Annotated in this window: 24 protein-coding genes; 12 read left to right on the forward strand and 12 right to left on the reverse strand. The window is 41.3% G+C overall.

The window, feature by feature from the left end; all coding sequences use genetic code 11:
• Nucleotides 1-5: 5 nt before the first annotated feature.
• From EHR06_RS04400 to EHR06_RS04410, 3 genes are read left to right on the forward strand one after another with little or no spacing between them, the layout of a single operon-like run.
• Nucleotides 6-605 carry a TetR/AcrR family transcriptional regulator gene (locus EHR06_RS04400; protein WP_135755872.1) on the forward strand — a complete coding sequence of 200 codons (600 nt, stop codon included), beginning with the start codon at nt 6-8 and terminating at the stop codon, nt 603-605.
• A gap of 40 nt (nt 606-645) precedes the next feature.
• The gene (locus EHR06_RS04405; RefSeq protein ID WP_135755873.1) at nt 646-1,263 is read left to right on the forward strand and encodes a TetR/AcrR family transcriptional regulator; all 618 of its coding nucleotides are present in this window, start codon (nt 646-648) and stop codon (nt 1,261-1,263) included.
• Between the two features lie 20 nt (nt 1,264-1,283).
• The gene (locus EHR06_RS04410; RefSeq protein WP_135755874.1) at nt 1,284-3,698 is read left to right on the forward strand and encodes a hypothetical protein; all 2,415 of its coding nucleotides are present in this window, start codon (nt 1,284-1,286) and stop codon (nt 3,696-3,698) included.
• A 4-nt stretch (nt 3,699-3,702) separates the two neighbouring features.
• On the opposite strand, the gene EHR06_RS04415 is transcribed toward EHR06_RS04410, so the two are convergent.
• From EHR06_RS04415 to EHR06_RS04430, 4 genes are all read right to left on the reverse strand, one after another.
• On the reverse strand, nt 3,703-5,139 hold the full coding sequence (locus EHR06_RS04415) for a DUF2079 domain-containing protein (protein WP_135755875.1): 1,437 nt from the start codon (nt 5,137-5,139) through the stop codon (nt 3,703-3,705).
• A gap of 52 nt (nt 5,140-5,191) precedes the next feature.
• Entirely contained in the window at nt 5,192-6,412 is a 1,221-nt protein-coding gene (gene leuA2, locus EHR06_RS04420; RefSeq protein WP_425269479.1) for a 2-isopropylmalate synthase LeuA2, read from the reverse strand.
• 388 nt (nt 6,413-6,800) lie between these two features.
• Nucleotides 6,801-7,412, reverse strand: coding sequence for a tetratricopeptide repeat protein (locus tag EHR06_RS04425; protein ID WP_208757736.1), 612 nt, complete (start codon nt 7,410-7,412; stop codon nt 6,801-6,803).
• A complete protein-coding gene (locus EHR06_RS04430; protein ID WP_135755877.1) occupies nt 7,360-8,160 on the reverse strand; it encodes a hypothetical protein in 801 nt (266 codons plus the stop codon). The genes EHR06_RS04425 and EHR06_RS04430 overlap by 53 nt, the downstream gene beginning before the upstream one ends.
• Before the next feature lie 161 nt (nt 8,161-8,321).
• On the opposite strand from EHR06_RS04430, the gene EHR06_RS04435 reads away from it, so the two are divergent.
• From EHR06_RS04435 to epsC, 4 genes are all read left to right on the forward strand, one after another.
• Complete coding sequence (locus EHR06_RS04435) at nt 8,322-8,924, forward strand: hypothetical protein (RefSeq protein ID WP_135755878.1); 603 nt, start codon at nt 8,322-8,324, stop codon at nt 8,922-8,924.
• Between the two features lie 61 nt (nt 8,925-8,985).
• On the forward strand, nt 8,986-9,174 hold the full coding sequence (locus EHR06_RS04440) for a hypothetical protein (RefSeq protein ID WP_008595192.1): 189 nt from the start codon (nt 8,986-8,988) through the stop codon (nt 9,172-9,174).
• 8 nt (nt 9,175-9,182) lie between these two features.
• A complete protein-coding gene (locus EHR06_RS04445; RefSeq protein ID WP_135755879.1) occupies nt 9,183-9,584 on the forward strand; it encodes a phage holin family protein in 402 nt (133 codons plus the stop codon).
• An 11-nt stretch (nt 9,585-9,595) separates the two neighbouring features.
• Nucleotides 9,596-10,141, forward strand: coding sequence for a serine O-acetyltransferase EpsC (gene epsC / locus EHR06_RS04450; protein WP_135755880.1), 546 nt, complete (start codon nt 9,596-9,598; stop codon nt 10,139-10,141).
• Here the strand turns inward: epsC and EHR06_RS04455 are convergent.
• A complete protein-coding gene (locus tag EHR06_RS04455; RefSeq protein ID WP_135755881.1) occupies nt 10,138-10,749 on the reverse strand; it encodes a TetR/AcrR family transcriptional regulator in 612 nt (203 codons plus the stop codon). The two genes, epsC and EHR06_RS04455, sit on opposite strands and share 4 nt — an antisense overlap.
• Before the next feature lie 90 nt (nt 10,750-10,839).
• Here EHR06_RS04455 and EHR06_RS04460 point away from each other — a divergent pair, with 90 nt between their 5' ends.
• Nucleotides 10,840-11,862, forward strand: a complete 1,023-nt coding sequence (locus tag EHR06_RS04460; protein WP_135755882.1) for a zinc-dependent alcohol dehydrogenase — start codon at nt 10,840-10,842, stop codon at nt 11,860-11,862.
• A 43-nt stretch (nt 11,863-11,905) separates the two neighbouring features.
• On the opposite strand, the gene EHR06_RS04465 is transcribed toward EHR06_RS04460, so the two are convergent.
• The gene (locus EHR06_RS04465) at nt 11,906-12,604 is read right to left on the reverse strand and encodes a DsbA family protein (RefSeq protein WP_135755883.1); all 699 of its coding nucleotides are present in this window, start codon (nt 12,602-12,604) and stop codon (nt 11,906-11,908) included.
• 58 nt (nt 12,605-12,662) lie between these two features.
• The gene (locus EHR06_RS04470; protein WP_010513568.1) at nt 12,663-12,947 is read right to left on the reverse strand and encodes an LIC10816 family protein; all 285 of its coding nucleotides are present in this window, start codon (nt 12,945-12,947) and stop codon (nt 12,663-12,665) included.
• 373 nt (nt 12,948-13,320) lie between these two features.
• On the opposite strand from EHR06_RS04470, the gene EHR06_RS04475 reads away from it, so the two are divergent.
• Nucleotides 13,321-14,466: a M14 family metallopeptidase gene (locus EHR06_RS04475; protein ID WP_208757737.1), complete on the forward strand. Its 1,146-nt coding sequence runs from the start codon at nt 13,321-13,323 to the stop codon at nt 14,464-14,466.
• Between the two features lie 2 nt (nt 14,467-14,468).
• On the opposite strand, the gene EHR06_RS04480 is transcribed toward EHR06_RS04475, so the two are convergent.
• Entirely contained in the window at nt 14,469-16,232 is a 1,764-nt protein-coding gene (locus EHR06_RS04480; protein ID WP_135755884.1) for a GAF domain-containing SpoIIE family protein phosphatase, read from the reverse strand.
• A gap of 132 nt (nt 16,233-16,364) precedes the next feature.
• On the opposite strand from EHR06_RS04480, the gene EHR06_RS04485 reads away from it, so the two are divergent.
• The 3 genes from EHR06_RS04485 (at nt 16,365) to EHR06_RS04495 (ending at nt 18,803) form a co-directional block, all read left to right on the forward strand.
• The gene (locus EHR06_RS04485; RefSeq protein ID WP_135755885.1) at nt 16,365-17,600 is read left to right on the forward strand and encodes a metallophosphoesterase; all 1,236 of its coding nucleotides are present in this window, start codon (nt 16,365-16,367) and stop codon (nt 17,598-17,600) included.
• 56 nt (nt 17,601-17,656) lie between these two features.
• Nucleotides 17,657-18,229, forward strand: coding sequence for an MORN repeat-containing protein (locus EHR06_RS04490; RefSeq protein WP_135755886.1), 573 nt, complete (start codon nt 17,657-17,659; stop codon nt 18,227-18,229).
• A 145-nt stretch (nt 18,230-18,374) separates the two neighbouring features.
• Nucleotides 18,375-18,803: a DoxX family protein gene (locus tag EHR06_RS04495; RefSeq protein WP_008595326.1), complete on the forward strand. Its 429-nt coding sequence runs from the start codon at nt 18,375-18,377 to the stop codon at nt 18,801-18,803.
• A 56-nt stretch (nt 18,804-18,859) separates the two neighbouring features.
• Here the strand turns inward: EHR06_RS04495 and EHR06_RS04500 are convergent, their stop codons facing one another.
• Genes EHR06_RS04500 through EHR06_RS04515 form a run of 4 tightly spaced genes read right to left on the reverse strand, consistent with a single transcriptional unit; the run spans nt 18,860 to nt 22,767 of the window.
• Nucleotides 18,860-19,945 carry a hemin-degrading factor gene (locus EHR06_RS04500; protein ID WP_135755887.1) on the reverse strand — a complete coding sequence of 362 codons (1,086 nt, stop codon included), beginning with the start codon at nt 19,943-19,945 and terminating at the stop codon, nt 18,860-18,862.
• The gene (locus EHR06_RS04505; RefSeq protein WP_135755888.1) at nt 19,932-20,789 is read right to left on the reverse strand and encodes an ATP-binding cassette domain-containing protein; all 858 of its coding nucleotides are present in this window, start codon (nt 20,787-20,789) and stop codon (nt 19,932-19,934) included. Before EHR06_RS04505 ends, EHR06_RS04500 begins: the two co-directional genes overlap by 14 nt.
• Nucleotides 20,786-21,916, reverse strand: a complete 1,131-nt coding sequence (locus EHR06_RS04510) for a FecCD family ABC transporter permease (protein WP_135755889.1) — start codon at nt 21,914-21,916, stop codon at nt 20,786-20,788. The genes EHR06_RS04505 and EHR06_RS04510 overlap by 4 nt, the downstream gene beginning before the upstream one ends.
• Nucleotides 21,913-22,767, reverse strand: a complete 855-nt coding sequence (locus EHR06_RS04515) for a heme/hemin ABC transporter substrate-binding protein (protein WP_135755890.1) — start codon at nt 22,765-22,767, stop codon at nt 21,913-21,915. Before EHR06_RS04515 ends, EHR06_RS04510 begins: the two co-directional genes overlap by 4 nt.
• Nucleotides 22,768-22,777 lie beyond the last annotated feature (10 nt).

Consider the following 22,777-nt stretch of genomic DNA (forward strand, 5'->3'; position numbering starts at 1 on the left):
ATATCATGAACTTCACCGAGAAAAAAAATAGGCTCCGAGTTTTACTCGGGGCATCTCGGGTCTTTCAGAGGAAAGGTTATGCGAAAACTAGAATGGAGGACTTTGCAGAAGAGTCCAAAATCGGAAAAAAGACCTTATACGAATACTATTCGAATAAAGAAGAAGTTCTAAAGGCCGCTGCCGACTATCGTCAAACCAAGGCTGCCTTTAAACTTAAAAGAATTCGAAACAATCGAGCTCTGGACTTCTCTAACCGATTTGTGAAGATGAGAAAGGAGCTATTGGATGTTTGTAAGCCCAGCCATTTTGCATTATGGAAGGAATTACAGGATCAAATTCCGGAAATATGGAGAATGGTAAAGGCGAAACGGGTCCAATTAATAGATACTGAAATAGAAAGCTTATTGGAAGAGGGCAAAAAATTAGGAGAATTCAGAGCGGACTTGAGGCCCGACTTGTTCATCATGGCATTAATCGCCTGTTCAGATGCGATTTACAAGTGGGAGCAAATCCCGACCGAGCGTCGGGCCAATATATCCGAACTGGACAATATTTTTCTTTATGGCATAATACGCAGAGGAAAGGAGACGTTAAAATCGTCTTGAGATTGAAAAATCGTTTCCTAAGCGGAAGGGGGATAATAAAGTGCACAGCGCCGTGGAACAAGAACTAACCCAAGAGAAGGACGAAGTCCGAGAGAGAATATTCGAAAAATCGTTTGAGCTATTTTTGAGATACGGTTTTGCGAAGACTCGAATGGAAGAGATCGCCCGAACTCTTAGGATCAGTCGTAAAACACTTTATAAACACTTCGCCAATAAGCATGAATTGTTAAAAGAAGTGATGAGCGATAAACATCACAGAATTCACGGCAGAATCGAGGGTATTTTCCAAGACCCGGACAAATCCATTAAAGAAAAGATCCAAGCAATGAGAGGCTGCCTCTCTTCCGAGATTCCTCACGGAATGAACGAATTTTTAAGAGAGATCCGCGACCAAGCACCTGATATTTGGAAACAAATCCAGTCTCTAAAAGAAAAAAATATAAACAGAACAATGAGAAAGATGATCGAGACCGGCATCAAGAACGGTGAAATTCGTTCCGATGTGAATCCGGATATCGTACTGCTCATTCACTCTGCGGCTTCCGAAGCGATGTTCGATCCGAACTTTTTAGCGCAGACTCCTTATTCTATCCGAGATCTAGTACAAGAGTTGGACAATATTATCTTTTACGGGATCGTAAAAAGAGACGATATCTAATATAGGAAAAATTTTCACTTTTGATAATATCCTTTTTTTTCCTAAGTTTCTTATTCTCGGCCGCGGTTTACTATTTATTCCTATCTAGATATAGAGAATTAGGAAAGCTTGGCCTTGCTATCACATCCGCCTCATTAGTCATACTTTGGATCGGTCTAACCGCTTTTTTACTGACCGCCTTCGGGATCTATCGTTTCGACAAAGTAATTTATTCCATCATATTTTTTGCAAGTATCGGTCTAGTAGTTTTATTAAAACATAGGCCTTTTATTTTAAGAGAAAAGTTTTCCTCTTTGGAGATCGGAAAAAAAGAACTTCTGTTTCTTGTTCTGTTCTCTTTATTCTCATTTTATCTTTATGCAGGTTTTCCAACTCAGTATATAGATGGAGGAAGAGACCAGGGGCAATATACAATTTTCGGATATGTGATCGCGAAGACAGGCGGTTTTAATCTGGATGTACCGGATTCCGGGTTGATACGGAATATTTTTGGAAATTCGGTTTTACTTGATTACCAAGCTATTTCTTTGGATCCGAATGAAGAAATAGATCGTAGATCTCCCGCTTTTTTTCATCTATTACCTTCTTATTTAGCTGTCGGTTACGATCTATTCGGGATGCACGGATTACTCGGGATCAATTCGGTCTTCGGATTCCTTTCCGTTTTTCTTTTTTATTTAATTTTAAGAAGGCTTTCGGATCCATTCGTCGCAGGCGCTGCTTTGGTCCTATACGTTCTAAACGTATCACAATTATGGAATATTCGATCGACTTTATCGGAGCCGATTTCCCAGTTTCTGATATTATTCACGGCATACTTATTGCAGACATTCTTTAAGACCAAGAACGGCCTTCTAATGTCGGCGATAGGAGTAATTTTCGGAATCAGTTGTTTTCTTCGAATTGATAGTTTCACGTATTTTCCGTTATTGGCTTCGTATTCCGCTTATCTGATATTGGTTTCTCCCAAGTATTTTAAGGATTTTTTATTCTTTTTTACTTCATTCTCTTTTGTAAGTATTCTTGCCGCGATATATGCATATTATCGTTCCCTAATGTATCTGGAAGCTCATTGGGCATTCCTGAAATACCTGATTATAGGGTTCGGTCTTTCTGTGGGATTTATTTTTGCGGAAATAGTCGTTTGGAAAAATTCGCCGGGAGTTTTACAAAATCTAAGAGCCTGGTTAAAAGAAAAGAAGAAGGTACTGCGTATACTAACATGGCTGTTTTTTGCCTGTTTGATCGGATTTGCCTATTTCATTCGACCAAATTTCGTAAATGAGCTGAATAACTCTACGTTACCTAAATATAGGGCAGTAAATTCTCTCCCTATGTTCTTTTGGTACGTTCCATTTTGGTTGTTTATCTTTCTTCCATTTGCTTTCGATCTTTTTCTATTTCGAAAAAATGGAATTCGGACCTCTTTCCTTTTTTTTGCCGGTTCCATATTATTATTTTTATATTTATTCGATCCTATGATCTCTCCCGATCATTTTTGGATCACTAGGCGATGGATCATTTTTTCTATTCCATTCGCGATTTTAGGGTCTTTTTTAGGGATCCGATCGATCCCGGTTTTAAGCCGGAAATGGAAGACTTCGGTCCTGATCTTGGGATTTTTATCCGGACTTGTATATACTATCTGGAGGTCGAACTTGATTTTGTTCCGGCCGATGATGGGATCTTATTTGGAAGGATACGAACAATTTTCTAGATCGTTACCCGAAAACGAAGGCATATACTTTACTACTAAAAGATCGATCGCAAGTCCTCTCAGGTATATTTACGGAAAGGATACTTTTATAATCCAAGATTCTATGGAGTTCCTAAATAAGGTTCCGGAACTTCTAAAATTGGGTAAAAAAGTCTATATCATACAGAATGGGGATTTTTCAGGTTACAAATCTAATTTACGGTTTTCTAAAATAGTAAATTTAGATCTAAAAGGAAGATTTCCGATCGAATCCGTATACAAGTTCCCCGAATTTTTATATCATAAAAATTTGGATCTACAAGTTTTCAAGATCGAAACATCGGACAGAATACCTTCTGAAGAGTCGATCGAAATGATATGGAATCCCGCCGATGGAGGATTTTTATCTAAAGTCGGCAAGATAGAAGAAGATGGAACAATTTCTGCTACAAGACATCGGGGCCCTCTTGTTTACGGCCCATTTCTTACTTTGCCTGCTGGAAAATACGAATTACAATTCATTGGGAAAAATCTTCAGAATGCAGAGTTCGACGTCGTATACAATCTCGGTTCGGATCGTTTATTAGAAAGTCAAAAAGGTACTGAGGATAATATTAAAACTTTATTATTTGAAGTGAAACGTCCTATTATAGACGATTTGGAATTTAGAGTATTTGTAGAAGGGAAATCCGGCGTCAAAATTGATAAGATCTACTTGAAAAGAATATTGCAGCGCTAACTAATTAAGGTACTATCTTACGCCATACAAGTATTCTTGATCCATAATCTTCTTTTCGATAGGATCGATTCTTATCAAAGTAAAGTATCATCTCACTTACTGATTTGCTGGCCGGCACTAATTCTTCTTCCGGGCTGCGCAGAACGATCAGGTCCGGATACCATTCTCCCGACTCTATTTTTTTCAAATCATGGTAAGGCATCTTAATATCGTTCCCGCAAAACAAGTATGCAGCGTAAGAAAAAGAAGCTAGGACCTTTTCCTCGCATCCGGATCTTAATCTAAGCAAAGTAAAAGTATCTTGGATAGAATTTAAGGTATTAGCTTTCCCTCTCTTGATCAATTTAGCTAAAGTCGGTCCGCGCCCGCTGTAATTCCCTGGAAAAAGTAAAAGAAAGATCGATATAAAAATAAGTCCGATCGTGGGCAGAAGTATCCATCTTCTATCCTTTCCGAAATGATTAAGTCGATCGTAAAGGTTCGAAATTGCGAAAGGGATCGAATAATAAAATAATAATATTGCAGGAAGTCCGAAATAAAAAGAGAAAAATGCCCTGTCCTGAGAGATAGAAGACATCCAGAGCCCGGCCACAGCGATCCCTGGAATGGCTCTCCAGCCGGAAAAAATAGGTAAACATAATACGCTTACGAATAAATATTTGAACTGTCCGGAAATCAGCAGTTTGAGGTAGGAAAAAGGGTTCTGGAATAGATCGATCAAGATCTCCGATTTACTTTTCCCCCATTTATCCGAAAAATGGGATACTTTATCCGGAAAATATGTCGGAGTGAACCAGCCTAGAACGATCAATGTGTATGATAATATTATAAAAAAATATAATGCTAATGTTTTTCCCCGCAGTCTTCCTATAAGCAGAGAGGTTGCTCCTATCGCATAGATCCAAGCGTCTTCTTTGACCATTAATGCGAGCAAAAGGAAAGGAAGAGATAGGACAAAAGATCCTCGATTCGCATAAAGTAAAAAGCCCGAAAAGAGAGGTATCCATAGATTCTCAAAATGAGGATAAAGATGTGCATGAGTGACATACGGGTTTAGTAAAAATGTTAAACTTAAAACCCAGGAATATTCGAACTCCGGCACTATTTCCGAAAAATAGCGCTCTAATAATACGATACCCAAAGAGATACTAACGCATTGAATGATTAACCATAACTCTAGATATGGAAAAAAATGAAAAAGAAAAGAAAGTAAACCTAGTATATAGGAGCAATGTTCTTGGAGGAACGGTACACCGAATTCGTAGGACCAAAAGTATCCCACGGATTTCGGAGTTGCAAGAGCGTATAAGATCGATCCGGAATCATGCCATTCGATCTGAAGAGTGACGTACTGGATACCGGATAGGGTAATTAAATAGATAAGGGAAACTAAGAATAAGATCCAAGACTTTCTTTCGGTTCCATATCTAAGAAGATTCATAGAAAATTACGAACAAATTTCCTTCGGCAGAAACCGATTGCAAATACTTATTTTAGATCGGGGCCTCTAATAATCTCAATTTCTCCAATTCGGTCTTGATCTCCTCTATCGATAATTCTCCTCCACCTGAATTTTCGGAGATGGACTTTAGGATAGGCTGCAATTTGGAGGCTTCTTCTTTAGAAACATGGATCCCTGATTGCATTAGAATTTCATAAATTGCGGATTTTCCCGATTGGCTTGTAAATGCGATCCTGTCTCCCTCCGGTCTTCCGATCAAGTTCGCGTCGAAAGCACGATAGGCTCCCTTCTTCATATCCTTTGTTTTAGAAACTCCGTCTTGGTGGATCCCGCTTCTATGAGCGACCACATCGTCTCCGATTAAAGGGGCTTTTTCCGGAACAGGAACACCTGACATGCGGGAAACAATCCTGGAAGTTTCATAAATTGTCTGAAGATCCAAATCCACTTTAACTCCACAATTATGAAGAGCGATCGCGACTTCGTAAGTGTTTGTATTTCCCGCTCTTTCTCCCAAACCGTTTAATGCGGTTTCCAATTGAGTGGCCCCTGCAAAAAAACTTTCCACAGTGGTCGCTGTCGCCATTCCCAAATCGTTATGAGTGTGGACTGAAATTTTACTTCCCCCCGGCAATGACTCTGCCACTTTACGGACCATCGCGACGAACAAATAAGGTCTGTATCTTTCCACAGTATTCGGAAGATTGACCACGTCCGCACCTGCGTCCAATGCGGCCTGGAAAGCTTCCACTGCAAAGTCCATATTCTCCAAAGAATCTCCGAAATGTTCTCCTGAGAACTGTACTTCTCCGTAACTTCCGGCTAATTTGCGGGCGTATGAAACGGATCGTATTATATTTTCTTTAACTTCTTTTTCGGAGATCCCTAATACGTTTTTGATCGTAAAATCGCTGATAGGATAAACGATATGGATCCTTGGGCGAGGAGCCTTTTTGATCGCTTCCCAAGAAAGATCTATCTCCTTCTCCACGGCACGCGAAAGGCTGGAGATCGCGACATTCTCCGGAGCCAAAGAAGCAAGATAAGAACAAGCTTCGAAGTCTTGTTTGCTTGCGGAAGCAAATCCGACTTCTATCCCTTGCACCCCTAACTTAACAAGTCTCTTAAATATGATCTCTTTTTCTTCCAGGTTCCAAGGTTTACGTAATGCTTGGTTGCCGTCCCTTAATGTAACATCCATGAAGAATGGAGATACGGGTGGAGTTTTCAAACCCTGGCCGGGAATGATCATCTCTTGGATGGAAGGATATTGTGTCGCTATTGCGTTTGATTTTTGTTCCATGGGCACTCTCTTTTTCCGGCCTCAAGCGAGAGATTTTGCCGGGGGAGTCCCTATACAAAAAAACCCGCTCAGAGGAGCGGGTTTTTGCACGCGCAAATTTTTCCGTCCTCTCAACTCCAAAGAAGGAGTAAGAGGAGACCGAGCATATTAGCTTGGATTAAATTCTGCGCCATACTTACTTTTAGACTCGGCAAATCGGAAAAGAAAGTCAAGTATAAAAGAAAAAAATCGGGCGACCTCTCGCTTCGCGAGGGCGCGCTGCTACGGGTTCGCGCATTCGCGCTCATCCGGGCAAGGCCCGGACTAAAGCCCTGCGCATCGCTGTCGCGGTCCTAAATTAAAGATCTTCCTCTTTTTTGAGAAAACTCCAGATCCCGCCTTGCTCGAACTGCTTCTCTTCCAGTAATTGTTTAAGTTGAAGATATTCTTTTTTGACCTGGTCCGGGATACCTACGATCTCTAATTTGTGGAAAGTTTCTCTGGCTTCTTCGAAACGATTCGTTCTTACATAACAAATCGCTAATGCGTATAGAGTAGGGGAATCGGATAGCTCGGACTCGGGCAGATCCTTAAGAAGATCCAATGCCCTATCAAATTTAGAAGCTCCAGTATAAACGGCCGCCAAATTTTTTTTGGCGAATATATCATTATCATCCAATTCTAAAGCTTTAGAAAGATGGAACTCCGCCTTAGGTTTATCCTTTTTACGAGCGAATAAAACTCCTAGTCCCACCCAGGCTTGTACATGTGCGGGTTCTAACCGGATACATTCCTGGAGTGCGGACTCCGCAGGAGCCATTTCGCCCAATTGAGAAAGGCACATTCCTAAATGAAAAAATGCGTTAGGATTATTCGGCTCCGACTCAGTCCAAGAGATCAATACGGACTTAGCGGAATTAGAGTCCCCTTTTTTCAGCGAGTCCAATGCGGTTTTCAGTCTTGGATCCATTCTTTTTCCATTTCTTTTCTTCCTTATGGATACGACTATCTTTTTCCTCTTTGGTCTCTCTATTACAATGTTGAGAAGAAGCTCTCCATTCCCATTCAGCGTTAATCTTGAGCCATTCCTTATCTATCTGGTATTTTTCCATAAGAGTATCCAATAAACGAACGTCTTCCCAATCGTCAGCGTTCACAAAATGATTGGATTCTTTCATAAATTCTTTTTTCCAGTGGGAGACGAACTCATCCAAATGATCTTCTTTAAAATCTTCTAAACTGTCTTCCGAGTTGGCACATTCATTGATCAGGAATTCCACATGTTTTTTTCTGATCTTAGCTTCCGAAGTTTCAGTCACTTTCTGATATGTTACGTAGATGGTTCCCAAAACTAAAGTGGTCTCAAAAGCGAACGGGACGGGAGTGATCGCGGCGATCGCAAGTACTCCTCCTAATTTTCTAACGATAGAACTGCTGTCTTTTTTGAGTTCCGATTTATATAAGGAAACTTCTTTGATCCTTTCCGTGTATTTTTGTTTTTGAGGGCCTATAAATTCAGAGTCGAATTTTTCCAGATCCGCAAATGCGTCCTTGTATTTTGTCTTAAGACTCAGGTCTGTTCTGTATACATTACCTTCTTCATTCGTGTAAAAGAGAGAATATTGATGCTCTCTTGAAATTAAGGATTTATCTCCTCTTGGAAAAGAAGAACAAGAATAGATGGATAATAAAATTAGGATCTGTATTCGTTTTGGCATTGGCGCTTATTTTATATCCGATCTAAATTAAGAGTCGGACATAGTAAATAAATTTCTAAACCATGTTTTGTTTGTAACCTTTACCGATTTGTATCCGTCCAACAGCGATTTTCGCTGGACAGAAATTCTTTCCGGGGTTTCATAGAAGTGCCGGTCATTCTATGAATTCATTCTCTAAATATTCCATTATATTTTTTGTATCTATTTCTTCATTACTTGTGTCCTGTTCCGGAGCGGAAAGACAAGGTTCCGAAATTCAGTTACCTTCTTCCGGAGAACAAAGATCCGAAATGCCGGTACTCGTCCAATTCGAAGATGATTTGGAATACGATGTAAAAACTATGATGGCAACATTTGCTACAGGGGTCGAAGGCAAAGACAGAAGATTGGATAGGGAATACGCTAAATTTCCGATCTTAGTCGGAACAGGGGCCAGATCCAAAGAGCTGGAATTGGAAGGCACAGTCACCAGAAGGATTTCTTGGAACAGATCCGAAAGAAAAGAAGTGCTTATCACTATCGAAGGTAATAAACTCACTCATAACTGCGGCTTGGGGATCACTGATAAAACTTTAACATTCTCCGACCCCGGCAAAAAACCGTTTAGATCCGTTCGTTTATTTTTCCAAAGCACAGGAGTGAGAGATACTCCTCGTACGGGAATTACCTGGGTTGTAGGTCTCGGAACTTACTTACTCTATCCATTGATCTATACGGGCTTTGTGGTCGAAAAGTTGGATTGTGGATTGGTTCTAGAGGGTTAGATCGTAATTTTGCTTTTCTAATTCGTCTAATAGGAAGAATATAACAGAAAGGAAGAAGAATATGCCTTATATGGCTGTCGGATCTCGGCAAATTTTATATTCGGATTCTTCGGCTCCTGCTTTAGTAGGAGACCAACCCAGAGAGGTAGCTTCCGTTTCGGACAACGCTGTAGTGCAGCCGCAGACGGTCGTGGTTCCTCCGGGAGGATTACCTCCTCATTTGGGACAGTTCCTAGATTCTACAGTTTAAGGACATAGATGTACAGACTTCTTTTTTCCGTTTTACTCCAATCCTTGGTAGTAGTATTCGTTTTTCCTCTGATCGATTCGGGTTTTCGTGTCAGCAATCATGTTTGGGACGTGATAGTAATCGTCCTGTTCTTCGGATTTTTAAATTTTGTTTTAAGATGGTTCCTGGTCCTGGTCACCTTTGGTGTTGGGTATCTGGTTTATCTTTTGACTTTGGGAATTGCGGGACTTGTTGTGAATGCGATCGTTCTATTCTGGATCGCCGATATATTCCCTGATAAAATATTCGTGCCCGGTTTTTGGGCGGCTTTCTGGGGAGGAGCGATCCTGACCTTGGCAAACTATGTAGCCAAAAGAGAAAGTAAGGAAGAATATTCCGGATCAGATCGTAAAAAGAAAAAGTCCTATTAACAATTTTACGAATGATCCGAGAAATCCAGGCAATATTTAAGAACGATCCGGCCGCCAGGGGAATGGAATTTATACTCTATCCGGGATTACATTCCATTCTATTGCATAAGTATATTGCATATCCTTTATATAAGATAAGATTAAAGTTTTTAGCCAGATTTATTTCTCAGTTCAATCGTTTCCTTACCGGAATCGAGATCCATCCGGGCGCAAAGATAGGCAGCGGACTTTTTATAGACCATGGAATGGGGATCGTAATCGGCGGGACTGCAGAGATAGGAGACGATTGTATTTTATTCCACGGAGTTACTTTGGGTGGAACCGGAAACCACCAAGGAAAACGTCATCCTACCGTGGGAAACAATGTGCTTATAGGAGCAAGGGCGACAGTTTTAGGTCCGGTCCACGTAGGAAATAATGTGAAAATAGGTGCCGAAGCGGTGGTGATAGATCACGATATCCCGGACGATTGTACCGTGGTGGGTGCTCCGGGAAAGATCGTACGATTGAAAGGGAAGAAGGTAAAGATCTCCCTGAAGAAGACCAAAATAGTTTAGGTTTTTGTGATGCTTTTTAGTTCGGAAAGCATTTCCTCTTCCAATTCGTTAAAATATTTGGGATCATGCGTCATCACGTAAAATTGAGAATTTCCCTGGAATAATTTCAGAAACAGTTCCGCTTTCTTTCTAGAATCGAAATTTGTAGGAAGTGAAAGAGACTTCTTATTCTTCTCGAAATAATTTTCCAAACAAGAGGTCCAGGATCCCAATACGGAAGAACTTCTTTCCGCAAGGTCCGGTTCAGGTTTATCTAAACTTCCCATAAATCTAGCGAGAGGGCATCCGAAATATTTTCCCGACTTGACCTGCTTTTTTAAAAGAGCCATCCATCTATGCACAAACTCTTCCGGAGTTTCGGATCTTTCCATCAGTCTTTCCCAGCCTTGCTGAAAATCCCTGCCTTGGCGCTCTAAGTATTCTTTTCCCAGATCTTCTTTGGTTTGGAAATATCTATAAAAACTTGCCTTATGGGATTCCGATTCGTCGATCACCTGGTTGATGGAGGTCCCGGCGTAACCTTGAGAATACATCAAGCGGACAGCAGTGGATGCAATCCTTTCGAAAGGACCTTCCGGTTGGCTCAGTTCCGGTTTTCGTTTGCTCATCGGACTAAAATAAAATGATAGACTAACTGGTCTATTCCATTTTTATGAGGACGATTGCGGATAGACCGGTCGGTCTATCGGAGGAAAACCATGCAACAATTGCTATTTTCTAAAAGAAATCGGGTAGAATGGGAAGAAGTCCCTGATCCAAAACTTTCAGGACCGAACCAGGCACTAGTCCGTCCATTGGCGGTTGCCAGATGTGATCTGGATCTTCCCATTTTAAGAGGACAAACATTATTCCGTCCTCCTTTTCCTCTGGGTCATGAGTTCGTGGGAGAAATTCTAGAAACAAGTGAAGAGTTATCTTCTTTATTTCCTAAAGGAACTCGTGTTGCGGTCCCATTCCAAATTTCCTGCGGACATTGTACAAATTGTGAGACTGGTCTGACTAAAAGTTGCAGCACTGTTCCTCATACTAGCGCTTACGGAATGGGAAAAGGTGCAAAAGAATTCGGCGGAGCGATATCCGATTCCGTTTTGGTACCTTATGCGAAAGAGATGTTGATCCCTTTTTCTAATAAGACTGATCCGGCTGCGATCGCAAGTATCAGTGATAATATTGTGGAAGCATGGAAATTGGTAGGATTACATCTCAAACAAAACAAGAATAGATCCGTTCTTGTTTTGGGAGGTTTTGCTTCCAGTATCGGGTTATATACCGCTGCTCTTGCAAAACATATGGGAGCCGCGGATCTTGTATATGTGGATACGGATAAAAAACGTTTGGAGATCGCTGAATCTTACGGAGTGAAAGTAGAACAGATCGCTTCTTTCCCGAAAAGTTTAGGTAAGTTCGATATCGTGGCGGATGCAAACGGAACTTCAGAAGGTTGGGACTGCGGACTTAGATCTCTAGGAATAGAAGGTGAATTCGGATCCGCTTCTATTTTTTGGACCAATAATATTCCGATCCCTTATTTAGAATTATATAATAATGGAGCCACGATCCGTTTAGGAAGGGTTAGATCCAGAGAATGGATCCCTGAAATTTTGAGATTAGTAGAAGAGGAAGGTTTCGATCCTTCTAAGGTCACCACTCGTAAGGCATCTTGGTCGGAAGCTCCGGATGCTTTCTTGGAAGAGGAGACTAAGTTGATCGTCGTCAGATGAAGTACATTGGATTTGAAGGACGAGGAGACTCGTCCTTATTTTTTTAATATTGTCCTATCGATCTGAAATAATCCCCTAAAAGAGAATCCACTTCTTCAAAGGAAGAATATCCTTTAGTCAGAATTCCCCTGTCCAAACCGTCTGAAAACACCAAACAAGGAAAACCGGTTACGCCTAATATATATCCGTAATTGAAATCGTTTCTGGTTTCTAATAGGGTTTCTTCTCTATTGTACAATTCTTTAAATTCATCTAAAGGAAGTGAAAGTTCGGAAGCGATCTCTGCATACGTTTCGAAACTGCTTGGGTCTTTCCCCTTGGAGTGAAAACTCTCTAGTAGTTTATCTAAAAATGAAAAGGACAGAGTCGGGTCGATCCTTTGTGCCGTGATGACCGCTCTTGAGCCGGGCTCGGAATCGTATTTTATATTTCTATTTTGTAGAATATCATAGTGGAAACTTCTTTTAGAGATCCTTTCCACTTCCTTCCAAAGATATTTTAGTTTTTCAGTAACATCTTCGGTGAAGTCTTCCACTTCGGGACCGTATTTTAATCCGCCCAGTACTAATGTGAATTCTATCTTGTCAGAATATTTTTCCCTGATCTTCTCGAAAACGGGAGAGAAGCCGTAACACCAGGCACAAATAGGATCGGCTACGTATAGGATGGAATGTTTTGTATCCGGGCGTTTGAATTCTAGGCTCACAGATAACAGAGATAATTCTTCTTTTAACTTTTCCAACTAAAAAAGGCGGGAACATGTCCCGCCTTCCATTCCTTTTCAAATAGGAGGATCCTTTTTAGATTTCGTTCGGGTGTTTGACGTAGTAGAGCGACAGCCATACTACCCCGAAAAGTACCCCCGCGTAAGCTAGGATCGCAGTTGCGATGTCAATCATAGGAAGAACTGCTGCTATAGGCGTAACTTTAACTGCAGTAATCTTCGTAGCTTCACCAAGAATTAGGAAAAGACCTCCCAATCCTATTAGGTGATAGCGATTCATCGCATCCTTGGATACTCGGGCAAACCGGGCAAACACAGGAACAGCCAAAAGCGCTAATGCGAAGATGGTCACTGTATCCATGTTCATACCTCCTTAAGGTACTAGGTTAGACCGATGAGTGGGTTCGCACATTTCACAAGAGTTGAAAAATTATTTTAAAAAAACGTCATGTAATATAACGAGTGGTTAATAATAATTTTAGAGTTATAGTTCTTAAGGGTTAAATCATATTTTTATTGTATGTATCACGTAAGTGATGATCCATCTCCCGCGCGCGGAATTATATTTAGTATATTATTATATACTAAATTATATGAATTTTTGTTTAAGTGTGGAAGGTCCGCTGTTGGGGGATGGTCGGCGCCAGCGGGCCTTCTTCTTTTCATCGAATCGTAATCTAAAGGTAAAATTTTTTTTTGGACCGGAAAACGGCGTTAAGTATGTTCGTGATTCAGTGGACGTATTATCGTACTATTTGGAAACCTACGAAGCCTGTAGAAAGGCCTTCTTATCCTACAAAAAGCAGTTAAAATCCAAGTTTGAACGTTTCGACTATGAATGTTTGGAGATCCCTAAAGACGGGGGAGAATTGGATGTCTATTATTTGGGAGAAAAGAAGAAGCCTGCAAAACGTCTAGTAATCATGAGTTCAGGCATCCATGGAGTGGAGGGATTTGCAGGTTCCGCATTCCAACGCAGATGGATCGAAGAATTCCTGCTGGATGATAAAAGCACTTATAAACTTCCTAAAAATTCGGACTTTCTGATCTTACATGGGATCAATGCCCACGGTTTCAAAAACTTTCTGAGAGTGAACGAAAGTAATGTGGACCTAAATCGTAACTTCGCATTAAAAAGGGAAAAACTTCATAAGAAGTTCAAAAACAAAAAGTACAGAAAGATCCAAAGTTTTTTAAACCCAGGTTCCGAGTTCGGTAATTTTTTATTCGAGTATATATTCTTCATCATCCGGTTTTTAGGAGTGGTGATCCGTTTCGGTGCAAAATACGTTTTGGACGCTGCTGTAAATGGTCAGTATGAATTTCCCAAAGGGATCTATTACGGAGGCAGAAAGCCTGAACCTGTAGTTCGAGTTTTGAGAAAGTATTTTAAAAAAGTTTTAAAACCTTATGATCGTATTTTGATCCTGGATTTCCATACAGGTTACGGGGCGAAAAACGGTCTTAGCCTGATGCATAATGCAGAACCCGGTTCTAGGACGGATAAAAATCTCAAAAAAGTTTTCGGTGATTTCGGTCTTCTTCTGAACGAAGGAGAAGAGGACTTTTATAGGACCTCGGGCGATTTTACGGATTTTTTCGGTAAAATTTTGGCGAAAGAAAAAGATCTATTTCCTATTACCGTTGAGCTGGGAACATTCGGGAATCTGAATGTAATGGGTGCTATCCGCGGGAGTTTCTTGATGATCAGCGAGAATCGTATCCGTTTTCACGGTTCCAAATCAGAATTAGAAGCTGATAAGGTAAGGGAAGAATTTAAACAAATGTTCTATCCGAACCGGGAAGATTGGAGACTGGCCGCAATGGATCATGTTTTCGGAATTGTTCCGGAAGCGATTACCAGATTTTCTAAATTATAATCCTAAACCCTGTCTACGATCAGCAAAGTAACATCATCTTCGAAATCGGATCTATGGCAATAGGTCCTGCATTCCTTGATCAAACTTTCCGCAGCTTCCGCTGAATGGGACTGGGAATGGTTTCGAACAGCCAGGGTAAGCAAGTCTTCGCTGTATCTTCTGGTTCTGTCCGAGTTAGAATGTTCAGTGAGTCCGTCCGTATATAATACCAATCTATCTTGAGGCTGGAAGGAAGTTACATATTCTTCGAAGAATAGATCAGGGATCACTCCGACTAGTTTTCCTTTGGTTTCTAGATGTAAGGAACTTCCTTCCGATTTTCTAAATAGGATAGGAGGATTATGGCCCGCATTCGTATAGGACATCGTATTTGTGCCTGTATGAATGATCGCATAAAAAGCAGTTAGAAAATTTCCCGCTAATTTATTATACAATGCATAGTTGAGTGCAGTGAAAAATTTGGAAGGACTTCCTAATGTTTCCGGGTCGAATGTGCTTACTACAGTGTGAATGACTGTGGCTACGACGGAAGCGGAAAGTCCATGGCCGGAAACATCCGCGATCAGAACCGCACTTCGATTTTCATCCAGTTTTAGAATATTATAAAAATCTCCGCCTACATTATCGTAAGGGATATGCTGCACTCCAAACTCCAATCCTCCCACATAAGGAAGACTGGAAGGAAGTATCTTGTGCATTACTTCTCTCGCGCGTTTTAGTTCCCTATCCGTATCCAAAACTTTATGGAATAGGTCCGCGTTTTTGATGGTGACGCTGAGCCTGTTTGCGATCGCGCCTAACATTTCCAGATCAGCGTGTGTGAATGCAAATCCAGAGTATTTATTATTTACGCTGATCACTCCCAATAATTCTCCTCTGAAAAGTAAAGGAGCCGAGATAAGCGAGTTTGCCTCGAATTTATATTTAGCACTTTTATCGTATCTTGGGTCTTCGTCCAGGTTTTGGATGAGTAAACTTTGTTTTTCCTTTGCGACCCAGCCTGAAATTCCTTCTCCATAAGGGACTTGTATATTATGGATCGCTTCTTCCGGAATTCCTCTGGCAGCTAAAACCCTCAGTACTTCCAAGGTAGGGTCTGCAATATAGATGGTGCCTGCTTTTGCTTCTAAGAATTCGAGCACCTTATCTAAAAGCCAATTTCCCAATTCGTGAATACTCTTTTCTGCGACCGTTAATTTTTCGAATTCGTATAGTAGTCTGAGCTCCAACACCCTCTTCTTTAGAGTTTCATGAGCCTGAGCATTTTTGATCGCGATTGCGGCCATCTCGGAAAGTGAATTGAGTACCTCTACATCCGAGGCTTCGAAACTTCTGTTGTCCGACTTGTTCAGAATTTCCAGAGTCCCGATCACCTTGTCCGCAATGTATAAAGGAACACATGCAAGTGATCTGGTCCTAAATCCCGTTTTTTGATCCAAGGCAGGATTAAATCTCGGGTCAGTGTAAGCATCTTCCAGTATGATCGCTTTTTTCTCTTTGGCGACCCAGCCTGCGATTCCCTGTCCAGGTTCCAGCCTTGCGTATTTTTGGACGATCTCTCCTTTTTCTCCCAAGGCGACTTCGCAGTATAAAAATCCGTCCTTCTCCTCTAAAAGAAATAGGGAGCTTGCTTCCGCTTCCAACAGATCTTTGGAATACAACATGATCAAAGGTAGAAGTTGGTAAAGGTCCAGGTTAGCGTTTAGGATCGTACTCGTGTTCAGTAGGCTTTTGTATTTTCTGGCTTCCGAGTCAATGGTGGACATAGATGGGGCAAGACTCTCACGGATCGGAAAGTAAGTCAACGGATTGTCGTTTTCTGTCGGAACAAAATGTGAGAAAGGGGTTTTTTGGAGGAACTCCGGCCCTTTTTTTCGGTCGGATATATGAGTCTGGCAATGGAGTTCGATTTGCAAAGGTTAGTGATTTTTCTCAGTGTTTTTACCGTAATTCTTTTGATAGGTTATTCCTATGCGACTAGTCGTTTGATCGCACCTTTCGAACTTGGAACTTTTCAGAAGGTTTCTCTTTGGATCGGAGTGGTTTTTCTGGTCCTTCTCACCCCTAGCGCTTATCTTTTAAGTTTATTTTTTAGGGAAACCCGATGGCAAAAGTTCTGGGCGTACTCCGCTTTTACCACTTTGGGATTTGCTACCATTCTTGTTTCTTTTGTGGTCTTTAAGGATCTGGGAAACTTGGCTTGGAAAGGTGTTATCTATCTTTCGGACCTTCTACAATCCAAAAGTATTTCTGTCGCATCAGCCGAAACCGAGGTATTATTCGGATCGGAAAGATTCGGAAGAGCGGATTTTTTAGCCAGGTTCTCTTCCTTTGCCCTTTTGGGACTCGCAGGCGGATTAACTGCTTTCGGATTTTACCAGGCCAAAAAAACTCCCACTGTCAAACACGTTAAGATCAAGGTAAAAGATCTGCCCGACGGTCTGCACGGTTTTAAGATCGCTCAACTTTCGGATATACATATAGGTCCTACGATCAAAGGGAATTTTTTAGAAGGTGTGGTATCTAAAACAAATTCTCTGGAACCGGATCTGGTTGCGATCACCGGAGACTTGGTGGATGGAACCGTAAACATGCTTAAACATCATGTTTCTCCTCTGAAAGATCTGGAATCCAAATACGGCACATTTTTCGTGACCGGGAACCATGAGTATTATTCTGGAGTGATCGCCTGGATCAGAGAATTGGAAGATCTTGGGATCAATGTATTATTAAATCAGAATAAACTAATAGATCATAACGGTGCGAAGATCGCAGTCGCAGGTGTGACCGATTATAAGGCTCATACTGTGATCCCCGGTCATAGAACCGATCCTAAACAAGCTTCTCTCGGAACGGAGGACGCTCATTATAAGGTCTTACTTGCTCACCAACCTAATTCGATTTTTGAAGCTGCGAAAGTAGGATACGATCTTCAACTCTCCGGACATACTCATGGGGGTCAATATTTTCCCGGTAATGTGTTCATTCATCTATTCCAAAAGTTTGTGGCCGGTCTTAACAAATGGGAAGATACCCAACTTTACGTGAGTAGAGGAACGGGATATTGGGGACCTCCTATAAGAATAGGCGCTCCTTCCGAGATCACTCTGCTTGTTTTGGAAAAACAGTCTTAGAACTTTATTGACATTCTGATCTTCCCGGGCTCTATGTAGGGAATCCGGGATCCAGAATGGTCAAAAAAATTTTCAGTTCGATTGTATTATCCTTATTCTTCTCATCCGTCTCCTTCTTCTTTTCCGATTGTTCCAAACCAAAACCAAAGTCCAACCCAGAGATCGAAAGACTAAAACCAAAAAAGAAAGCGGACGATAGGGACCAGGACTCGGATATTTCTTCCAGAGAATATTTCGATGAGGACGCGGATGGTAAACCTATTGAAAGAAAATCGGAACCAACTCCTGCAGTAAGTTTAAGATCTTTTGCAAACGGTTCTCCCGGATGTAAAAAAGGAAATTGTAAGAATGGAGAAGGTGTTTATGTTTATGATACAAAAGATGTCTACTCCGGCAGATTTTCAGGAGAGATGAGAGAAGGTTGGGGGACCTTGGCTTATTCCGACGGAGATAGATACGAAGGAAATTGGTCGGAAGATAAAAAATCGGGCGCAGGACGTTATGTGTTTCGGGATGGTTCCGTTTTTAGCGGATCATTTACTGCTGAAGGTAATGGGAACGGCAAGTATACCAAAGCAGGCAGAACGAATAAATGCAGATTAGAGAATCGAAAGCTATTCTGTAAATAATTCATATTAACCGATAATCCTTTCGGATGAGTTTATATAAATATTAATAAACGATTGTTCGATTATGATAGATCTCTTTTTTACAAGAGGTCTTGCTTTTCAAAAAAAGAGAGTTAGAATGTTCCATCGCAGGACGGAGGTCCTTATGGAAAGATGGCATGATTGGTTAGAGACTCATCGGGATTGGTGGATCGATATGGTCCGCGTATATTTGGGTGGGGTTCTGGTGTATAAGGGACTTGCATTCCTTGCGGATACGGATGCTCTTATCCGACTCATGGAATTGAATAATGCTCCTTATGCTTCTACATTATTAGCTCATTATATAGTGATCGCTCACATTTGTGGTGGTGTGTTGCTGATGGTAGGACTTCTGACTAGATTCTCCGCGATTTTACAATTGCCTGTACTAGTCGGGGCCGTTTTGTTCATCCATGCAAGAGAAGGTTTTGTATCCGCAGGATCGAATTTGCCTTATGCATCCATGATCCTACTTTTACTTTTACACTTTTCTTTGTATGGATCGGGCCGTATCTCGGCGGATTTTTATATAGAAACACATAAGAGCGTTTAAAAGAAAGTTCGTTAGCTCTTTATAATATTCAAAGAGCTAACGATCCTATTTTGACTTCAGGCAGGTTCCGATACTTTGTCCAATAAACCTATCCAATCAGTCCTTTCCGGTTGTCCCGGTTTTCTTTTTCCGAAAAATTGAACGATCAATTCTCCATCCGCATCGTATACTTCCATAGAATGGATGACTCCGTCTTTAGAAGGTTTATCCACTATATAAACTTTAGAGATCAGATCTGATCTTAAGTGTAGATTGAATTCCGGATCCAGAACATTCCACCAAGATTCTAAAACCTTAATATTGGTGACTTCTCCCGTATGGATCTGAATGGATCCAGGGTTTCCTACGAAAACCATGATAGGGCTTCTGTCCAAGGAGGCAATTTCCAACATTCTTAATACCGCTTTAGGCTCTACTGTTTTGGTGAATTTTCCATCGGCGAGCTCCATGGATTGGATCCTGGATACACCATGTTTTTTTAATAGAGAGAAAAATTCGTGAGTGTCTTCCAATTTTCCCCAGTCGCTCAAGAACTCTTCTTTGGTTTCCGGGCTGATCTCTTTTTTCTCAGGGACCTTGGTTTCCTTTTTGTTTTCGGAAGAGAATAAAGAGGAGAAGTCAGTAGATCCGTTCTTAAATTCAGATCTTAGTTTTTCCCAAGCGGATACGTTTGATCTGTCCGTGAGGAAAAGTTTGAACATCGCTTCTCCATTTTCATTGAAAAACTGAAAAGATCTTTGTGTGGAATCTTGTTTAGGTTCTTCTACTGCAAATCCGAATTTCCAAATTCCGGGGAAAAGTCTAAGATCGATATCTGTTCCAACGACTAGGATATGTCCAGGACCGGAACTTACTTTTTCGAATATTCCTTTTCTTTCATGTACGCAGGCTTCGTTGCGAGTAAGGACCATTACATGTCCTAATTCTCCGAATTTTGCGAATAATTCTCCCCAATTAGTTTGGAGGGAAGAAACTTGAGGGAATCCTTCCGCCTTGGAAATTTCGGAGGCAGCTAATAGTCCGCCTTCCGAGGTTTTGAGCTGGGAAGCGATCTCTCTTGCTCTAAGGCGAGGTTGTGTTTCTTTGATCTGTTTCCAATCTTTGATGATATTCTCGATCTCTAACGATTCAGCGATGGACATTTTCTTTGACTCCTTTAGCATCAATTATATAGGGTAGGCCGTTTATTTTATTCGGTTCTGCGGGACCGAGGGGGATTAGGTAATGCCCTCCTTCCGGGAAAGGGACCTTTTTGGTTCTTAATAGGAAATGTTCTAAAACAAATTCCTCATCCAGAATATTTTCAGGAACTCCGTCCGCTAGTATTTTACCTTCTTTTAATACTGCAATCCGATCCGCGTATCTTAAAGCAAGGTTCAAGTCATGGAGAATACATAGAACCCCTCTTCCTTCTTTACTGAGTTGTTTTGCTTTTTCTAATAAAGAATGTATTCTGTTCGGATCTAGAGAAGCTCCCGGCTCATCTAAAAGAACATAACTTTCTCTTTGGGAGGGTTCCTTGTCCTGGACCAAGACCCTTGCCATCTGGGTCCTTTGTTTTTCTCCGCCGGAAAGTTTATTATAAATTTGGAATCTTTCTCTTTCTCCCAGACGGACCGAATGAAATCCTTCCTCAACGATCCGGTCCTCTAAGGGTTTAGGAACCCTTAATTTAGAGCAGGACCTTCCCATTCTGACGATCTCGTCTGCGATAAACGGAAAATGGATCTCCGATTCTTGAGAAAGAACACTTCTTCTGAGCGCTAGATCTTCCGAATCGTATTCGGACAAAGGGATCCCATCCAATAGCACCAATCCTTTGTCCGGAGATATTTCTCCTGAGAATAATTTTAATAAGGTGGATTTTCCCGCTCCATTCGGACCGAGCACGATCAAAAGTTCTCCAGGATACAAACTTAAGTTTACTCCTGATAATAAGAACCTTCCGCCTCTGGATAAGGAAATGTCCGATAATACTAGGCTCATCTGAATTCTCCTTCTCTACGTTTTGCTTGTAAGATCAAAAATAAGAAGAATGGACCGCCGATACCTGCCGCAATAATACCGATCGGAAGTTCGGAAGGAAATGCGATAGTGCGTGCCGTTAAGTCCGCTATTGCGAGAAGAAGTGCTCCTCCGAATAGGGAAGCGGGGAGTAACGTTCTATGGCCTGGGCCTAAAACCATTCTCAGAATATGAGGAACGATCAAACCGACGAATGCAATATTTCCGCAGATGGAAATACTGACTCCTACTAATAAACTTGCAAGAACGATGGTGAGATTTCGGATCCTTCTTACCTTGAAACCCGTATGAAAAGCTTCCGCTTCTCCCAACGCCAATGCATCCAAACCTCTGGCTAAGACTGGAAAGAAGAAGGTTACAACAAGAAGAACGGCACCCAATAGATAAATTTTATGCCAGCTTGCCACTGCCATACTTCCTAAACTCCAAAAGGTCAAGTTCCTAAGTTGTGTATCATCCGCCAGATAAGATAAAAATCCTAAAAGAGAAACTACAGTTGCATTCACTGCGATCCCTGCGAGTACGAGAACAAGCGAGAATCCTCCTCCTTCTCTTTTGGAAACAATATGTAAAAAAAATGAAACTGATAACGCTCCACCAAAAGCGCATAACTGTAATAGGAAACTTTCTTTTCCTCTCAGTTCGGCAGGGAAGAAGGTCAATATCTTTTCTGAAAATACGATCCATGTAGAAGCAGCCAATGCTGCCCCGGGACTTACTCCGATAAATCCCGGTTCTACCAATGGATTTCGAAAAAGACCTTGTATACAAACTCCCGCAGAAGCGAGGGAAGCTCCGACTAACATAGATAATACGAGTCTGGGTAATCTCAAATTCCAAACTAAAATGGAATGTGGGACCTCCAACTCGGACAAGGAGTCCTGTCCTAATAGTAGTACTTTCAGGATCTCTCCTGTTGAAAGTTGGATAGAACCGAATTTAAGAGAAAGTATCCCTATCCCGAAAATCCCGGCGACTAACACTGCATATACGAGAATAGCCGGGACCTTGCGTCCCGTTTTTTTCTTCTTATCTTCCCCTTTAGGTTTTGTTTCAGGGGAAGAAGTTTCCAAGGAAGACACGATCATTTTTTATCAGGCGTTTTAGGATGGAAGGATCCGAATAATTCCTCTATACCCTGACCAAGTCTTGGGCCGAAACCTAAAAGAACTAGATCGTCTATCGCAACTACTCTGGATTTTTTTCCGGCAGGAGTATCTTTCACACCCGGAAGTGCGAATACTCCTTCTTTTCCGCCAAGGCTTTCTAAACCTCTGCTTGGAATTAAGATGATATCAGGTTGTGCTGCGATAACCGCTTCCGGAGTGATCGGTTTAAAACCTTTGAATCCGTCCACTGCATTGATCCCTCCACCGAGTCGGATCATTTCGTCCGCGGGTGTTTCCGTTCCGGAAACTTGAGCGAGGCTTGTTCCTCTATGGTATACGAATAAAACTTTCGGTTTGGATTTTAATTTAGAGACCTTCTCCGCAATTTTAGAATGTTTTTTGCGGATATCTTGCACGATCTTTTGGGCTTCTTTTTCGGCTCCGATCTCTTTTCCGATCGCAAGAATATTATTTAACGCAGGTTCTACTCCGGGCAGTCCGGGATAGATAATCACTTTGAGGCCTGCGGATTTAAGTTGTTCGATTACTTCAGGAGGACCAGCGTATTCTAATCCTAAGATCAAATTCGGTTTTAAGGAAAGAATACCTTCTGCGGAAAGCATTCTTTGGTAACCAACTTTAGGAAGTGCCACTGCTTCGGGAGGATAAAGGGAAGAAGTGTCGTTTCCTACGACTAATTTACCTTTTCCTAATGCGAAAACGATCTCTGAAACAGTTCCGTTTAATGTTACGATCCTAAGTTCTTTTGCTTCTGCGAAGATAGCTGCAGGTAAACAGAGGAACAAAGCCAAGATTATGATTTTTTTCATATTGGTTCTC

It is taken from the genome of Leptospira dzoumogneensis, assembly GCF_004770895.1.
Lineage (GTDB): Bacteria > Spirochaetota > Leptospiria > Leptospirales > Leptospiraceae > Leptospira_B > Leptospira_B dzoumogneensis.

Excerpts from the sequence above, each read along its gene's own strand:
- EHR06_RS04505 (WP_135755888.1), bottom strand. The coding sequence starts at position 20,789 with ATGAGCCTAGTATTATCGGACATTTCCTTATCCAGAGGCGGAAGGTTC.
- EHR06_RS04510 (WP_135755889.1), bottom strand. The coding sequence starts at position 21,916 with ATGATCGTGTCTTCCTTGGAAACTTCTTCCCCTGAAACAAAACCTAAA.
- EHR06_RS04445 (WP_135755879.1), top strand. The coding sequence starts at position 9,183 with ATGTACAGACTTCTTTTTTCCGTTTTACTCCAATCCTTGGTAGTAGTA.
- EHR06_RS04435 (WP_135755878.1), top strand. The coding sequence starts at position 8,322 with ATGAATTCATTCTCTAAATATTCCATTATATTTTTTGTATCTATTTCT.
- leuA2 (WP_425269479.1), bottom strand. The coding sequence starts at position 6,412 with ATGATCATTCCCGGCCAGGGTTTGAAAACTCCACCCGTATCTCCATTC.
- EHR06_RS04430 (WP_135755877.1), bottom strand. The coding sequence starts at position 8,160 with ATGCCAAAACGAATACAGATCCTAATTTTATTATCCATCTATTCTTGT.
- EHR06_RS04480 (WP_135755884.1), bottom strand. The coding sequence starts at position 16,232 with ATGTCCACCATTGACTCGGAAGCCAGAAAATACAAAAGCCTACTGAAC.
- EHR06_RS04485 (WP_135755885.1), top strand. The coding sequence starts at position 16,365 with ATGGAGTTCGATTTGCAAAGGTTAGTGATTTTTCTCAGTGTTTTTACC.
- EHR06_RS04515 (WP_135755890.1), bottom strand. The coding sequence starts at position 22,767 with ATGAAAAAAATCATAATCTTGGCTTTGTTCCTCTGTTTACCTGCAGCT.
- EHR06_RS04500 (WP_135755887.1), bottom strand. The coding sequence starts at position 19,945 with ATGTCCATCGCTGAATCGTTAGAGATCGAGAATATCATCAAAGATTGG.
- EHR06_RS04440 (WP_008595192.1), top strand. The coding sequence starts at position 8,986 with ATGCCTTATATGGCTGTCGGATCTCGGCAAATTTTATATTCGGATTCT.
- EHR06_RS04460 (WP_135755882.1), top strand. The coding sequence starts at position 10,840 with ATGCAACAATTGCTATTTTCTAAAAGAAATCGGGTAGAATGGGAAGAA.
- EHR06_RS04470 (WP_010513568.1), bottom strand. The coding sequence starts at position 12,947 with ATGGATACAGTGACCATCTTCGCATTAGCGCTTTTGGCTGTTCCTGTG.
- EHR06_RS04455 (WP_135755881.1), bottom strand. The coding sequence starts at position 10,749 with ATGAGCAAACGAAAACCGGAACTGAGCCAACCGGAAGGTCCTTTCGAA.
- EHR06_RS04495 (WP_008595326.1), top strand. The coding sequence starts at position 18,375 with ATGGAAAGATGGCATGATTGGTTAGAGACTCATCGGGATTGGTGGATC.
- EHR06_RS04400 (WP_135755872.1), top strand. The coding sequence starts at position 6 with ATGAACTTCACCGAGAAAAAAAATAGGCTCCGAGTTTTACTCGGGGCA.
- epsC (WP_135755880.1), top strand. The coding sequence starts at position 9,596 with ATGATCCGAGAAATCCAGGCAATATTTAAGAACGATCCGGCCGCCAGG.
- EHR06_RS04425 (WP_208757736.1), bottom strand. The coding sequence starts at position 7,412 with ATGGATCCAAGACTGAAAACCGCATTGGACTCGCTGAAAAAAGGGGAC.
- EHR06_RS04490 (WP_135755886.1), top strand. The coding sequence starts at position 17,657 with ATGGTCAAAAAAATTTTCAGTTCGATTGTATTATCCTTATTCTTCTCA.
- EHR06_RS04415 (WP_135755875.1), bottom strand. The coding sequence starts at position 5,139 with ATGAATCTTCTTAGATATGGAACCGAAAGAAAGTCTTGGATCTTATTC.